Source organism: Bradyrhizobium sp. JYMT SZCCT0180, from assembly GCF_018130165.1.
Lineage (GTDB): Bacteria > Pseudomonadota > Alphaproteobacteria > Rhizobiales > Xanthobacteraceae > Bradyrhizobium.
This window is the reverse complement of sequence record NZ_JAFCLZ010000033.1, coordinates 1-14,139: the sequence shown is the minus strand read 5'-3', so window position 1 is coordinate 14,139 and position 14,139 is coordinate 1. Positions and strand designations below refer to the sequence as shown.

Sequence of the window (14,139 nt, the reverse complement as noted above, 5' to 3'; positions counted from 1 at the left end):
CTCGCAATGACGGGGATAGAGCTAGCGCAAAAGGATTAAATTGATGGCCAAGGGTTTCGCGTCCACCACGGACATGGCAGAGAAGAAGATCACTTTCTCCGAGATCGGTACTGATCTCTACGCCTTCACCGCTGAAGGCGATCCGAATTCGGCAATCATTGTCGGCGACGACGGCTGCCTCGTATTCGACGCGCAGTCGACGCCGGCGATGGCGAACAAGGTGATCGAACGGGTGCGCACCGTCACCGACAAGCCGATCAAATATGTCGTGCTGTCGCATTACCACGCCGTGCGCGTACTCGGTGCCTCCGCCTACAAGGCGCAGGGCATCGTGGCCTCTGCCGAAACCCATCGCCTGATCGAGGAGCGCGGCCAGCAGGATTGGGATTCCGAATATGGCCGCTTCCCGCGCCTGTTCCAGGATGCTCAGAGCATTCCCGGGCTGACCTGGCCGACGCTGACCTTCGAAGGCGAGATGTCGATCTATCTCGGCAAGCGCGAAGTGCGCCTGATGCAGCTCGGCGCGGGGCACACGTCCGGCGACATCGTGGCGTGGGTGCCCGATGCCGAAGTGATGTTCTCCGGCGACCTGATCGAATATCATTCGGCCTGTTATTGCGGCGATGCGCATTTGCGCGAATGGCCGACGACCCTTAACGAAATCCGCGCCTTCAATCCCAAGGCGATCGCACCCGGCCGCGGCGATGCGCTCAAGGGGCTGGCGACCGGACGCGATGCGATTGCGATGACGCGCGATTTCGTCACCTCGCTCTACGGTGCGGCCGAGACCTCGGTCGCCCGCGGCCGCAACCTCAAGGAATCGATGGCGGCGACGCGCGAGGTGATGGACCCGAAATTTTCCAGCTTTGCGATCTATGAGCACTGCCTGCCGTTCAACGTCTCGCGCGCGTTCGACGAGGCCTCGGGAATCGACGACCCCGTGATCTGGACCGACAAGCGCGATCAGGAAATGTGGGCCGCCCTGCAAGGCGCATGATCCCGAAAAAGCCTGCCCCGCACTTGATGCGGGGTGGGTACCGGTTTTCGGACAAGATCATGCGCAAGATGAAGGAGGATGACCATGAATATCAACACCTCGCCTGATACGATTTCCCGAGGCACCGTTGGGGTCACGCCGGGCTACATGTCCGGCTTCGGCAACAGCTTTGAGACCGAGGCGCTGCCGGGCGCGCTGCCAATGGGTCGCAACTCGCCGCAGCGCTGTGCCTATGGCCTCTACGCCGAGCAGCTTTCCGGCTCGCCGTTCACAGCGCCGCGCGGCGCCAACGAGCGGTCGTGGCTGTATCGCATTCGCCCCTCGGTGAGGCATTCGGGACGTTTTGAGAAGGCTGATGCGGGATTGTGGCGTACCGCGCCGTGCCATGAATATGAACTGCCGATCGCGCAATTGCGCTGGGATCCGGCGCCGATCCCGAAGGAGGACACCACCTTCCTGCAGGGTGTGCAGACCATGACCACGGCGGGCGACGCCAACACCCAGGCCGGCATGGCGGCGCACGTCTATCTCATCACCAGATCGATGGTCGACCAGCATTTCTACAATGCCGATGGTGAGATGATGTTCGTGCTGCAGCAGGGCAAGCTGCGCCTTGTCACCGAGTTCGGCCGCATCGACGCCGAGCCCGGCGAGATCGTCGTGATCCCGCGTGGGGTCAAATTCCGCGTCGAACTCACCAACGGCCCGGCGCGAGGCTATCTCTGCGAGAACTATGGCGGCGCCTTCACGCTGCCCGAACGTGGTCCGATCGGCGCCAATTGCCTGGCCAATTCGCGCGACTTTCTGACGCCGGTGGCGGCGTACGAGGACAAGGATACGCCGACCGAACTGTTCGTGAAATGGGGCGGTTCGCTGTTCAAGACGACCTTGCCGCATTCGCCGATCGACGTGGTGGCGTGGCACGGCAATTACGCGCCCTACAAATACGACCTGCGCACCTTCTCGCCGGTCGGCGCCATCGGCTTCGACCATCCGGATCCCTCGATCTTCACGGTGCTGACCTCGCCGTCGGAAACCGCCGGCACGGCGAACATCGACTTTGTGATTTTCCCGGAGCGCTGGGCGGTCGCGGAAAACACCTTCCGTCCGCCCTGGTATCACATGAACATCATGTCGGAGTTCATGGGGCTGATCTACGGCGTCTACGACGCCAAGCCGGAAGGCTTTGTGCCCGGTGGCATCAGCCTGCACAACATGATGCTGCCGCACGGCCCGGATCGCCAGGCCTTCGATCATGCGAGCAACGGCGAGCTGAAGCCGGTGAAGTTGACAGGCACCATGGCCTTCATGTTCGAGACCCGCTACCCGCAGCGCGTCACCGCGCACGCGGCGAAGTCGGCGACCTTGCAGGACGACTACGCGGATTGCTGGCAGGGACTGGAAAAGCGATTCGATCCGAACAAGCCGTGACTTCGTTGCGCTCTAATTTTTCGTCATGCCCGGGCTTGTCCCGGGCATCCACGACTTTCTTCTCTGTCGCCTAAGTCGTGGATGGCCGGGTCAAGCCCGGCCATGACGATGTTCAATCGGAGAAACACCGTGCCCCACCCCAACGACCCCAAATTGAAATCCTTCATCCCGGTCGATCCCGCGTCGGATTTCCCGATCCAGAATCTCCCCTATGGCGTGTTCTCCGCCAAGGACGGGCTCGCCCCGCGCGTTGGCGTCGCGATCGGCGACTATGTGCTCGATCTATGGCAGCTCGCGCAGGATTGCCGGATCGACGTCGTCGAGCCCGGCGTGTTCGCGAACGCATCGCTGAACGCCTTCATGGCGCTCGGGCCAAAAGTGTGGTCGCGGACGCGGGCGCGGATCAGCGAGCTGTTGCGCCACGATCATCCCGAACTGCGCGACAATGAAAAGCTGCGCCAGCGCACGCTGGTGCCGATGGCGGACGTCACGCTGCATCTGCCGATCGCGGTGTCCGGCTACACTGACTTCTATTCCTCCAAGGAGCACGCCACCAATGTCGGCGTCATGTTCCGCGGCAAGGACAATGCGCTGCAGCCGAATTGGCTGCATATGCCGATCGGCTACAACGGCCGCGCATCCACCGTCGTCGTCAGCGGCACCAGGGTCCGTCGGCCGCGCGGGCAATTGAAGCCGCCGACCGCCGACGTGCCGAGTTTTGGGCCGTGCAAGCGGCTCGATTTCGAACTGGAAATGGGAGTCGTCGTCGGACAGGCGTCAGCGATCGGCGAGATGCTGACTGAAAAACAGGCCGAAGAGATGATCTTCGGATTCGTGATCCTCAATGACTGGAGCGCGCGCGACATCCAGCAGTGGGAATATGTGCCGCTCGGCCCGTTCCAGGCCAAGGCGTTTGCGACCTCTATCAGCCCGTGGGTCGTGACGCGCGAGGCGCTGGAGCCGTTCCGCGTCCAGGGACCTGCGCAGGATCCGCAGCCGCTGGAGTATCTGCGCCAGGCGCAGCCGAACAATTACGACATGCAGCTCGACGTCGCCCTGCGCGCCGGCTCGATGAACGAGGCGGCAAATATCTCGCGGACCAATTTCAAATACATGTACTGGTCGTCGGTGCAGCAATTGGTGCACCACGCCTCGTCCGGCTGCGCCATGAATGTCGGCGATCTCTTAGGGTCCGGCACCATCTCCGGCCCGGAGAAGGATCAACGCGGCAGCCTGCTGGAGATCAGCTGGAATGGCACAGAGCCGGTTGAATTGCCCGGCGGCGTCAAGCGCACGTTCCTCGAAGATGGCGATTCGCTCGTGATGCGCGGCTGGTGCCAGGGCGACGGCTACCGCGTCGGATTTGGTGAGGTCGAAGGCACGATCACGCCGGCGGGTTAGCGATCCTCGGGACGAATATCCTTCAGCCGCGCCGAATGCGCCGCGCAATCCTCGACGCTGAACTTCAGATGCACGCGCTTGTCTGACGGCGCCTGCTTTACAACGCAGACGCCCGGCCGCCATTCCTGCGCGGGGCGGATCGGCCGCGGCACAAAACCGCCGCCGCAGTTCGGGCACACATTGTCCAGCTTGTTGTCGGCACAGTCGGCGCAGAACGTGCACTCATAGGAACAGATCCGCGCGTCGATCGCGTTCGGCGGCAGGTCCTTGTCGCAAAATTCGCAGTTCGGCCGGAGTTGCAGCGCCATGATCGTCTCTTCGCGTTGGTTCGAACGGGATCATCGCAAACTGGCTGTCGAAAGCGAATGGCGAATACCCCTCGATTTCGGCCATAAGCCTCAAACTCTATCGCGCCAATTCCTTTAGCGGCAGCTTCGCGCTTTCCTTCAGCCGGTCGAGCACGATCGACGAGCGTACATGCGCCACGCTCTGGTGCGGCATCAGCACGTTGTTGACGATGTCGGACAGGCTCTTGAGGTCGCGCAGCACGGCCTTCAAGAGATAATCGGCATCACCGGTCAGCGAGTATGCCTCCTGGATCGCGTCGACGCGGCCCACCAGCGCACGGAACTTCTTGGCGTTGTCGGGCGAATGCGTCGCCAGCGTGATGTGGATGAAGGCGATCAGGTTGAAGCCGAGCGCCTCGGAGGCGAGGTCGGCGTGATAGCCCGCGATCACTTTCTCTTCTTCGAGCCGCATCCGCCGCCGCGAGCATTGCGATGCCGACAGGCCGACCAGATCGGCCAGTTGCTGGTTGGTCAGCCGGCCGTCGTCCTGCAGCGCGGCCAGCATTTTTAGGTCGAAAGCGTCTACCGGAATCATGCGCGAAATGTCCATTTGATGCACGAACTGTGCATGACTATAGCCAATTCCGTCGCCATTTGCATGCACATTGCGCCTGATCTGGCGGAAACTCCTGACATCAAATCAGGGAGATTCCGCCATGGGTCCATTTCCGCACGACGCGCCGGCCGCTACCATCAGCGCCGACAATCCGATGGGCACCGACGGTTTCGAGTTCGTCGAATACGCTCACCCAAAACCGGAAGAACTGCACGCGCTGTTCAAGCTGATGGGCTATGTGCCGGTCGCCCGCCACAAGACAAAGAACATCACGGTCTATCGCCAGGGCGACATCAATTACCTCATCAACGAGGAGCCCGGCACGCACGGTTTTAATTTCGTGGCCGCCCACGGCCCCTGCGCGCCGTCGATGGCGTTCCGCGTGGTCGATGCGAATCAGGCCTATGAACGCGCGATTTCGCTCGGCGCGGAGCCTGCGGATGTCCCGTCAGCGCAGAAGACGCTCGACGTTCCCGCCATCAAGGGCATCGGCGGCAGTCTGCTGTATTTCGTCGATCGCTACGGCGCCAAGGGCTCGGCCTATGCCGCCGAGTTCGAATGGCTCGGCGCCAAAGACCCGCGGCCCGCCGGCGCCGGTCTGTTCTATATCGACCACCTCACCCACAACGTTCATCGCGGCCGCATGGATGTATGGACCGGCTTCTACGCAAAACTGTTCAATTTCCGCCAGATCCGTTTCTTCGACATCGAGGGCCGCGCCTCCGGCCTGTTCTCGCGCGCGCTGACCAGCCCGGACGGCAAGATCCGGATTCCGATCAACGAGGACGCAGGCGATTCCGGCCAGATCGAGGAATATCTCAACATTTATCGCGGCGAGGGCATCCAGCACATCGCCTGCGGCGCGCGGGACATTTACGGCACGGTGGAGGCGCTGCGCGCCGACGGTCTGCCGTTCATGCCGTCACCGCCGCTGACTTACTTCGAGAAGATCGATGCACGGCTGCCCCGGCATGGCGAGGACGTCGCACGGCTGCAGCGCGACGGCATTTTGATCGACGGCGAGGGCGTCGTCGAAGGCGGCCACACCAAGGTGCTGTTGCAGATCTTCTCGGCGAATGCGATCGGGCCGATCTTCTTCGAGTTCATCCAGCGCAAGGGCGACGATGGATTCGGCGAGGGCAACTTCAAGGCGCTGTTCGAATCGATCGAGGAGGATCAGATTCGCAGGGGCGTGTTGAAGGTGGACGCGGCGTAACTCGTTCGTCGGAACTCAGATGCGTAGGGTGGGCAAAGCGAAGCGTGCCCACCATTCCTTGCGTTGCTCGTGATGGTGGGCACGGCGCAAAGTGCGCCTTTGCCCACCCTACCGCTCATCGCTTGGTCCACTCTTTCGTCAGCTCCCCAATATCAGCCTTCTCCGCATCCCGGATCGCCGATGGTGTCCGCGAAAAACGCGGCGCCGGCGCGGGCTGCGTAACCCCGTGGCGCTCGACGAAGATCTTCCGCGCCGCGTTGTGCGGATGCTTCGGCGCTTCCGCCATGGTCAGGATTGGCGCGAAGCAGATGTCGGTGCCTTCCATGATCTTGCACCAGTCTTCGCGGCTCTTGCTCTTGAACACTTTTGTCAGTTTTTCCTTCAGTGCCGGCCAGGCGTTGCGGTCCATCTGAGCGTCGAAATCGGCATCGGTAAGCGCGGCATGCTCGCGCAGCAGCGCGTAGAATTGCGGCTCGATCGATCCGATCGAAATGAAATTGCCGCAGGAGCATTCATAAACGCCATAAAAATGCGCGCCGCCGTCGAGGAAATTCTGATCGCGGCCTTCGGTCCAGCGGCCGATCGCGGTCATGTCGAAGAACATCGACATCAGCGATGCCGCCCCGTCGCACATCGCGGCATCGACCACTTGGCCCTTGCCGGATTTCGAGGCTTCCAGCAGCGCAGCGAGGACGCCGACCACGAGATAGAGCGCGCCGCCGCCGAAATCGCCGACCAGATTGAGCGGCGGCACCGGCTTCTCCTTGGTGCCGATCGCGGCGAGCGCGCCTGACACCGAGATGTAATTGATGTCATGGCCGGCGGCCTGCGCCAGCGGGCCTTCCTGGCCCCAGCCGGTCATGCGGCCGAACACCAGGCGCGGATTGCGCGCCATCACGATTTCAGGCCCGAGGCCCAGCCGCTCCATCACGCCGGGACGAAAGCCTTCGATCAGCGCGTCGGCATTGGCGAGCAAATCGAGCACGCTTGCGACTGACGCCTTGTCCTTCAGATCGAGTTCGACGACTTTGCGGCCGCGGCCCGCCACCGATTTCAAATTCTTTTTGGCGCCGACGCGGTCGAGCGTCACGACCTCAGCGCCCATGTCGGCCAGCATCATGCAGGCGAACGGCCCGGGGCCGATGCCCGCGAACTCGACGATGCGAAAACCGGCGAGCGGGCCGGAGGCGCGAACTGCGGATTGGGCGGCGGGTTTGTCGAGCACGTCTTGTTCTCCCACAGAGGTATTTTTAATTAGCTGATTAGCTAAATTGTCTCGCCTCCGGCTGCGCGTGGCAAGCATTCTTTGCCCAAGAAACTGACCAAATGCAGAGCGGCGCGCATCGCTGCGCGCCGCTGGCATAGGAACTTGTGTCTAGAAGCTAGCCCGCCGCGGTCACCGCGCGCTGCGCCATTACCTTGACCAGGTTGGCACGATAGGCCGCGGAGCCGTGGATATCGGCGAGCATGCCGCTGTCGGAGACTTTGATGCTGTCGAGCGCGCCGGCCGACCAGTTCGCCTTCAGCGCGGCCTCGATCACCGGTACCCGCATGACGCCGTTTTGCGATGCGCCGGTGGCGGCGACGCGAACGTCACCTGCGGGGGTCCTGGCGACGAACACGCCGGTCAGGGCAAAGCGCGACGCCGGGTTGTTGAACTTGGAATAGCCCGCCTTGGCCTGAACCGGGAACGACACGGCGGTGATGATTTCGCCGTCGTCGAGCGCCGTCGAGAACAGGCCCTTGAAGAAATCATCCGCCGATATCGACCGCTTGTTGGTTTTCACGGTGGCACCGAGCGCCAGCACCGCCGCCGGATAGTCGGCCGCGGGATCGTTGTTGGCAAGCGAGCCGCCGATCGTGCCGCGATATCGCACGGCCGGATCGCCGATCAGCGAGGCGAGGTAAGCCAGCGCGGGGATCGCCTTTTGCACGGTTCCGCTCGTGGCCACGTCGTAATGGGTTGTCGCCGCCTTGATCATGATGCCGTCGCCGGTTGGCTCGATGCCAATCAGTTCCTTGATCCTGGCGACGTCAATAACGTCGGATGGTGCAGCTAGACGCTGCTTCATCACCGGAAGCAGCGTTTGTCCGCCAGCCAGGAACTTCGCTTCTTTGCCCTTGCCGAAAAGCGCCACGGCTTCGTCGACCGAGGAGGGGCGATGATAAGTGGTCTCGTACATGATGGTGCTCCCTCTCAACCGTGAATGGCGTGCCAGACGCGATCGGGCGTCGCCGGCATTTCGATTTTGTTGTTGCCGATCGCATCCGTGATCGCGTTGATCACGGCGGCCGATGCACCGATCGCCCCGGCTTCGCCGCAGCCCTTGACGCCGAGCGGGTTGCCCGGACACAGCGTCGTGGTGTGGTTCAGTTTGAACGACGGCAGATCGTCGGCGCGTGGCATGGCGTAATCCATGAACGACGCCGTCAGCAGCTGACCCGAACTGTCATACGCTGCGCCTTCCAGCAGTGCCTGGCCGATGCCCTGGGCGAGCCCGCCATGGACCTGGCCTTCGACGATCATCGGGTTGATCAGCCGGCCGAAATCGTCCGCCGCCACGAAGTTGACGAAGGAGGTCTTGCCGGTGGCGGCATCGACCTCGAGTTCGCAGATATAGGCGCCGGCCGGGAAGGTGAAGTTGGTCGGGTCGTAGAACGCGCCCTCCTTCAGGCCCGGCTCCATGCCGTCGGGCAGATTGTGCGCGGTGTAGGCGGCGAGCGCGACCATCGGCAGCGCGATCGACTTGTCGGTGCCGGTGACTTTAAACTCGCCGTTCTCGATCACGATGTCGCTTTCGGAGGCTTCGAGCGCGTGGGCTGCGATCTTCTTCGCCTTGGCCTCGACCTTCTCCATCGCCTTGAGGATCGCGGTCAGGCCGACGGCGGCCGAGCGCGAGCCGTAGGTGCCCATGCCGAACTGCACCTTGTCGGTGTCGCCATGCACAATCTGCACCTGGCTGATGGGAACGCCGAGGCGCTCGGCGATCAGTTGACAGAACGTGGTTTCATGGCCCTGGCCGTGGCTGTGTGATCCGGTCAGGACTTCGATCGTGCCGACCGGGTTGACGCGGACCTCCGCGGATTCCCACAGGCCGACGCCGGCGCCGAGACTGCCGACCGCTTTCGACGGCGCGATGCCGCAGGCCTCGATGTAGCAGGACAGGCCGATGCCGCGCAGCTTGCCTTCGGACTTGGCTTTCGCCTTGCGCGCCGGGAAGCCGGCGTAATCGATCGCCTTCATCGCCGAATCCAGCGAAGCGCCGAAATCGCCGACATCGTAGGCCATGATGACCGGCGTCTGATGCGGGAACTGGGTGATGAAGTTCTTGCGGCGCAGTTCCGCCGGATCGACCTTCAACTGCCGCGCCGCCGTCTCCAGCAGCCGTTCAACTACGAAGCTCGCTTCGGGCCGGCCCGCGCCGCGATAGGCGTCGACCGGGGTGGTGTTGGTGTAGACGCTGATCACCTCGGCGAAGATGTTGGGGATGTTGTACTGGCCCGACAACAGCGTTGCGTAGAGATAGGTCGGCACCGACGACGAGAACAGCGACATATAGGCGCCGAGATTGGCATAGGTCTTGACGCGCAAGCCGGTGATCTTGTTGTTGGCGTCGAGCGCCAGTTCGGCATTGGTCAGGTGATCGCGGCCATGGGCGTCGGTCAGGAAGGCCTCGGTGCGATCGCCGGTCCACTTCACCGGACGTCCCACCTTCTTGGAGGCCCACAGCGCCACCATCTCCTCAGGGTAGATGAAGATCTTGGAGCCGAAGCCGCCGCCGACGTCGGGCGCCACCACCCGCAGCTTGTGCTCGGGGGCGATGTTATAGAACGCCGACAGCACAAGACGGGCGACATGCGGATTCTGCGAGGTCGTGTAGAGCGTGAAGTGCTCTTCCGCCTCATTATATTCGCCGATCGCTGCCCGCGGTTCCATTGCGTTCGGCACCAGCCGGTTGTTGGTGATGTCGAGCGAAACCACGTTGGCCGCCGCTTTGAACGCGGCTTCGGTCGCGGCCTCCTCGCCGATCGTCCAGTCGTAGATCACGTTGCCGGGCGCTTCAGGGTGAAGCTGCGGCGCGCCTTGCTTGATGGCCGCGCGAATATCAGCGGCGGCCGGGAGCTCTTCGTAATTGACGACGACGGCTTCGGCGGCGTCCTTGGCCTGGTTCTTGGTCTCGGCGATCACGACGGCGACCGCCTGGCCGACAAAGCGCACGGTCTCCGGCGCCATCGCCGGCCAGGCGCCCATCTTCATGCCGGTGCCATCCTTCGACGTGATGGCCCAGCCGCAAATCAGATTGCCGACCTTGTCGTCGACGATCTGCTGGCCGGTCAGGACGCCGACCACGCCGGGCATGTCCTTCGCCGCCGAAATGTCGATGCTCTTTACCTTGGCGTGGGCGTGCGGGCTGCGGATGAAGTGTGCGTGGGTAAGGCCCACAATCTTGATGTCGTCGACGTAACGGCCTTTGCCGGTAATGAAACGGCGGTCTTCCTTGCGCACAACGCTTGCGCCAATGCCTTCAACGCCCATGTCCTGTCCTCCCGACCGGAGTTATTGTTTTCCGCCATTTCCATCGAAACGCGGTCTTGGATTCAGTCTTGGTGGCCTGCGGCAGCTATTCGGCCGCCTGTGAGACCTTCATGCGTCCGGCGGCATCGAGCACCGCCTTGACGATGTTGTGGTAGCCGGTGCAGCGGCAGATGTTGCCTTCCAGCTCCTGCCGGACGGTTTCCTCATCGAGCTTGCCACCATGGCGATTCACGATGTCGATCGACGACATGATCATGCCCGGGGTGCAATAGCCGCACTGCAGGCCGTGATTGTCGCGGAACGCCGCCTGCATCGGGTGCAATTCGTCGCCCTTCGATATGCCCTCGATGGTGGTGACGTTGGACCCGGCGGCCTGGCCCGCCAGCACGGTGCAGGATTTGACCGCCCGGCCGTCGATATGGACGACGCAGGCGCCGCACTGGCTGGTGTCGCAGCCGACATGGGTGCCGGTCAGGTTCAGGTTTTCGCGCAAGAGATGGACGAGGAGGGTCCGGTCCTCGACGTCGGCTGAGACAGCCTTGCCGTTCACCGTCAATTTGATGGTAGACACGCGTGATACCTCCCGATGTTTTATAATTATTCCAATTAGAAACACGGGCGAGGGAACTTGCAACTAGGATTTTGGTCGCCCCTGTCATTGTGATGACATCCTCGCGGCGACGCGGCGTCGATCAGCCGATTCTTCGGCCGTCTTCCAGCGGGCGAGTCGAGCTGCGGCCAAAGCGCTGCGCGTGGCGATTGACGGGATGAGGTCTCGTCCACCCCGCACCGCATCATACTTTCGGAGATCGTCCGGGCCCCCAGGGGACCAAGACAAAAAAAGCATGCTTCCAGCCCTGCAACCCAAGGGGAATGCGGCCGGAATTTACGCACCCTTATCCATTGTGCCTTAGTTTTGCGCACTGGATCGGGGGCAGGGCCTGCCGATACGGGTTTTCAGAATGAAAACGGGGGGCTTGAGGTGGGATTGAAGAAACGTACGGGCTTGTTCTCGATCAAACTCCCAACCCTTCGATTCCGCGCCAAGATCATGCTTGGCTTTGCCGTGACGCTGGCCATCTCGGCGGTCAGCATGGGCATTGCCTATATGGGATTTGAGCACGTTTCCGGAGGCGTGGACGCCTACCGGCGCAGCGTGCTGGAAGCCGATCTGGCGCGCGACATCGACCGCGAGCTGATTTCCTATAGTTCGCTCGCCCGCTATTTCGTGGTCACGGCCAAGGAAGAGGATGGCAAGGCGGCGCTGGCGGCCGAAGCCAGCCTGAAGGCAGCCATTACTGCCTCGATGAAGGGTACCACCGATCCAGGCCGGCTTGAACAGCTCGCCAAGCTGGAGCGGGAATTCCGCGCCTTTGCCAAGATCTTTGCCGATGTCGTCAAGGTCAAGGACGAGAGCGCGCGGATCACCCAGAACCAGCTCACACGCAGCGGCATGTCGCTGCACTACAAGCTCGACGATCTCCCCAGCAACGCCGAGGAGTCCGAGCAGCAGCTCATCAGTCTCGGCGCGAAGAAGGTCTACGAGCAGTTTCAGGCTGTCACCGCACTGGTCAACACGTTCGTCATCAATTCGGATAAGGCGGTGGCCGCCAGCGCGTTGGCGCGCCTGAAATTCGTCGAGAACTCGCTGAAGTCGATTTCCTCGAAGACTGAAAAGGTCGTGGCTGACCTCAAGGATTCCGCCGGACTTCTGGAAGCCTACCGCGAGGCGCTCGCCAAGCTGATTCACAACGCCAAGGAAATCGATGATCTGACGCTCGACATGACGGATTCCGTCACCGCGATCAGCAAGGGCGCTGCCGTCATGAAGTCCAGCCTGCTGGCCGATCAGAAGCGGCTCGAGGCCGAGTCGAACGCGAGCATTGGCGAAACCGAACGGCTGATCCTGATCCTGGCGGCCGGCGGCTTCCTGCTCGGCTGCATCTGGGCGTTTTTCCTCGGCAAGGGCATTTCCAAGCCGATGACCGCAATGTGCAAGGCGATGCGTGAACTCGCCGCCGGCAATTTCGACGTCGTGCTGCCCGGCCTCGGGCGCAAGGACGAACTCGGCGAGATGGCCAGCGCGGTCGAGGAGTTCAAGGTTCAGGCGGTCGCCAAGGCCGAACGCGACGCCGCCACGCAGGAGGCGCAGAACAAGGCGAGCAGCGCCGCGCGCCGCACTGAGCTGATTCGCTTTGCCGACGAATTCGAGGCCGCTGTCGGCGCCATCGTCTCCAACGTCTCGGCCTCGGCCGTGCAGCTGGAAGCATCGGCGGGAACGCTGACGCGAACGGCGGAAACCACCCAGAGCCTGTCGAGCCAGGTCGCCGGCGCTTCGGAACAAGCGTCCGGCAACATGCAATCGGTGGCATCCGCGACCGAGGAGCTTTCGGCGTCCGTGGACGAGATCGGCCGCCGCGTCAAGGAATCCAGCCAGATTGCGGAAGCCGCGGTGCGCCAGGCCGAACAGACCGATAACCGCATCGGAAAACTGTCGCGCGCGGCACAAGAGATCGGTGACGTGGTCAAGCTGATCACGGCGATTGCCGAGCAGACCAACCTGCTGGCGCTGAACGCGACCATCGAGGCGGCTCGTGCCGGCGATGCCGGCCGCGGCTTTGCCGTCGTCGCCTCCGAGGTCAAATCGCTCGCCAGCCAGACCGCGAAGGCGACCGACGAGATTTCCAATCACATCTCGGGCATGCAGGGCGCAACCCAGGAATCGGTCGCCGCGATCAAGGAAATCGGCGGCACCATCGGCAAGATCTCCGACATCGCCACGACGATTGCGGACGCGGTCGAGCAGCAGAGTTCGGCGACGCAGGAAATCGCACGCAGCGTCCAGAACGTCGCGCAAGGCACCGAAGAAGCCGCTGCCAGCATCATGCAGGTCAACCGCGGCGCGACCGAAACCGGCACGGCCTCGGAAGAGGTGCTGCACTCGGCGCGCACGCTGTCGAGCGAAAGCACCCGGCTGCGCGAAGAGCTCGACCGCTTCATGGCGAACATCCGCGCGGCGTAGTTCTCTTCGTTTGTACTTCGCTCCGTCATTCCGGGGCGCGCGTAGCGCGAACCCGGAATCCATCGGGCCGCGCACGCTGCCGCTCAATGGATTCCGGGCTCTCGCTACGCGAGCCCTCAGATGCGCAATTGCGCATCGGGGAATGACAGCTTGATTTGGATGTCGTTCTCTCCTCGTCATTGCGAGCGCAGCGAAGCAATCCATATTGCTCCCGACCGCGTCGTAGATTGCTTCGCTCCGCTCGCAATGACGGTTGAGTGCGACAAAACAACCCGACGGGCAAATCACTTCTGATTTACGGAAATCATGTCAAGTAGAAAAGTTCTGCAAATCAAAAATATTTCTGTTGTCGGCCGACCCAAATCAGTGCGCATCTATCGCCATCCCGTCCTACTCAGAAGGGCGTCGGCCGTCGTCACGGACGTTGGACGGGTTGCGGTGGACGCTGGTTTACGCCTCGACGACGGCGTGGACTAAGCGTACGGCAAAACCGTGTGGTCCTGGCACCCGTTGCAGGTGTCAAGCTGTCGGAGAAGCGCAAGCGGAAACGTCAGTGACGGAGTCAACCAAGAACTCGTCTCCGGGGAGATCACGGCATAAGCCGTAAAGCCATTGCGCAGGGAAGGCCGGGT

Annotated in this window: 11 protein-coding genes; 5 read left to right on the top strand and 6 right to left on the bottom strand. The window is 62.5% G+C overall.

What is annotated here, in order from left to right; all coding sequences use genetic code 11:
• Nucleotides 1-43 precede the first annotated feature (43 nt).
• The 3 genes from JQ641_RS34330 to fahA all read left to right on the top strand — a co-directional run bounded on the left by JQ641_RS34330 (nt 44) and on the right by fahA (nt 3,829).
• The gene (locus tag JQ641_RS34330) at nt 44-997 is read left to right on the top strand and encodes an MBL fold metallo-hydrolase (protein ID WP_192735661.1); all 954 of its coding nucleotides are present in this window, start codon (nt 44-46) and stop codon (nt 995-997) included.
• An 84-nt stretch (nt 998-1,081) separates the two neighbouring features.
• Nucleotides 1,082-2,428, top strand: coding sequence for a homogentisate 1,2-dioxygenase (gene hmgA / locus JQ641_RS34325; protein ID WP_212000977.1), 1,347 nt, complete (start codon nt 1,082-1,084; stop codon nt 2,426-2,428).
• 129 nt (nt 2,429-2,557) lie between these two features.
• Nucleotides 2,558-3,829, top strand: a complete 1,272-nt coding sequence (gene fahA / locus JQ641_RS34320; RefSeq protein WP_212000975.1) for a fumarylacetoacetase — start codon at nt 2,558-2,560, stop codon at nt 3,827-3,829.
• On the opposite strand, the gene JQ641_RS34315 is transcribed toward fahA, so the two are convergent.
• Together JQ641_RS34315 and JQ641_RS34310 are read right to left on the bottom strand one after the other, a co-directional pair.
• Nucleotides 3,826-4,137 carry a DUF1272 domain-containing protein gene (locus tag JQ641_RS34315; RefSeq protein ID WP_212000973.1) on the bottom strand — a complete coding sequence of 104 codons (312 nt, stop codon included), beginning with the start codon at nt 4,135-4,137 and terminating at the stop codon, nt 3,826-3,828. The genes fahA and JQ641_RS34315 overlap by 4 nt on opposite strands.
• A 97-nt stretch (nt 4,138-4,234) precedes the next feature.
• A complete protein-coding gene (locus JQ641_RS34310) occupies nt 4,235-4,711 on the bottom strand; it encodes an Lrp/AsnC family transcriptional regulator (RefSeq protein ID WP_192735657.1) in 477 nt (158 codons plus the stop codon).
• 121 nt (nt 4,712-4,832) lie between these two features.
• Here JQ641_RS34310 and hppD point away from each other — a divergent pair, with 121 nt between their 5' ends.
• The gene (hppD, locus tag JQ641_RS34305; protein WP_212000972.1) at nt 4,833-5,948 is read left to right on the top strand and encodes a 4-hydroxyphenylpyruvate dioxygenase; all 1,116 of its coding nucleotides are present in this window, start codon (nt 4,833-4,835) and stop codon (nt 5,946-5,948) included.
• Nucleotides 5,949-6,063: 115 nt separating this feature from the next.
• On the opposite strand, the gene JQ641_RS34300 is transcribed toward hppD, so the two are convergent.
• The 4 genes from JQ641_RS34300 to JQ641_RS34285 form a co-directional block, all read right to left on the bottom strand.
• Entirely contained in the window at nt 6,064-7,173 is a 1,110-nt protein-coding gene (locus tag JQ641_RS34300; protein WP_212000971.1) for a CaiB/BaiF CoA transferase family protein, read from the bottom strand.
• Between the two features lie 157 nt (nt 7,174-7,330).
• Nucleotides 7,331-8,131: an FAD binding domain-containing protein gene (locus JQ641_RS34295; RefSeq protein WP_212000966.1), complete on the bottom strand. Its 801-nt coding sequence runs from the start codon at nt 8,129-8,131 to the stop codon at nt 7,331-7,333.
• A gap of 14 nt (nt 8,132-8,145) precedes the next feature.
• Nucleotides 8,146-10,485, bottom strand: a complete 2,340-nt coding sequence (locus tag JQ641_RS34290; protein ID WP_212000964.1) for a xanthine dehydrogenase family protein molybdopterin-binding subunit — start codon at nt 10,483-10,485, stop codon at nt 8,146-8,148.
• Between the two features lie 85 nt (nt 10,486-10,570).
• On the bottom strand, nt 10,571-11,056 hold the full coding sequence (locus JQ641_RS34285) for a (2Fe-2S)-binding protein (RefSeq protein WP_212000962.1): 486 nt from the start codon (nt 11,054-11,056) through the stop codon (nt 10,571-10,573).
• Nucleotides 11,057-11,536: 480 nt separating this feature from the next.
• Here JQ641_RS34285 and JQ641_RS34280 point away from each other — a divergent pair, with 480 nt between their 5' ends.
• Nucleotides 11,537-13,507, top strand: a complete 1,971-nt coding sequence (locus JQ641_RS34280) for a methyl-accepting chemotaxis protein (protein ID WP_212001085.1) — start codon at nt 11,537-11,539, stop codon at nt 13,505-13,507.
• The last annotated feature ends 632 nt before the right edge of the window (nt 13,508-14,139 follow it).

Bases quoted from the DNA above. Each gene is read 5' to 3' on its own strand.
- JQ641_RS34310 (WP_192735657.1), bottom strand. From the start codon at position 4,711: ATGATTCCGGTAGACGCTTTCGACCTAAAAATGCTGGCCGCGCTGCAG.
- JQ641_RS34295 (WP_212000966.1), bottom strand. From the start codon at position 8,131: ATGTACGAGACCACTTATCATCGCCCCTCCTCGGTCGACGAAGCCGTG.
- hmgA (WP_212000977.1), top strand. From the start codon at position 1,082: ATGAATATCAACACCTCGCCTGATACGATTTCCCGAGGCACCGTTGGG.
- JQ641_RS34315 (WP_212000973.1), bottom strand. From the start codon at position 4,137: ATGGCGCTGCAACTCCGGCCGAACTGCGAATTTTGCGACAAGGACCTG.
- JQ641_RS34330 (WP_192735661.1), top strand. From the start codon at position 44: ATGGCCAAGGGTTTCGCGTCCACCACGGACATGGCAGAGAAGAAGATC.
- JQ641_RS34290 (WP_212000964.1), bottom strand. From the start codon at position 10,485: ATGGGCGTTGAAGGCATTGGCGCAAGCGTTGTGCGCAAGGAAGACCGC.
- JQ641_RS34280 (WP_212001085.1), top strand. From the start codon at position 11,537: ATGCTTGGCTTTGCCGTGACGCTGGCCATCTCGGCGGTCAGCATGGGC.
- hppD (WP_212000972.1), top strand. From the start codon at position 4,833: ATGGGTCCATTTCCGCACGACGCGCCGGCCGCTACCATCAGCGCCGAC.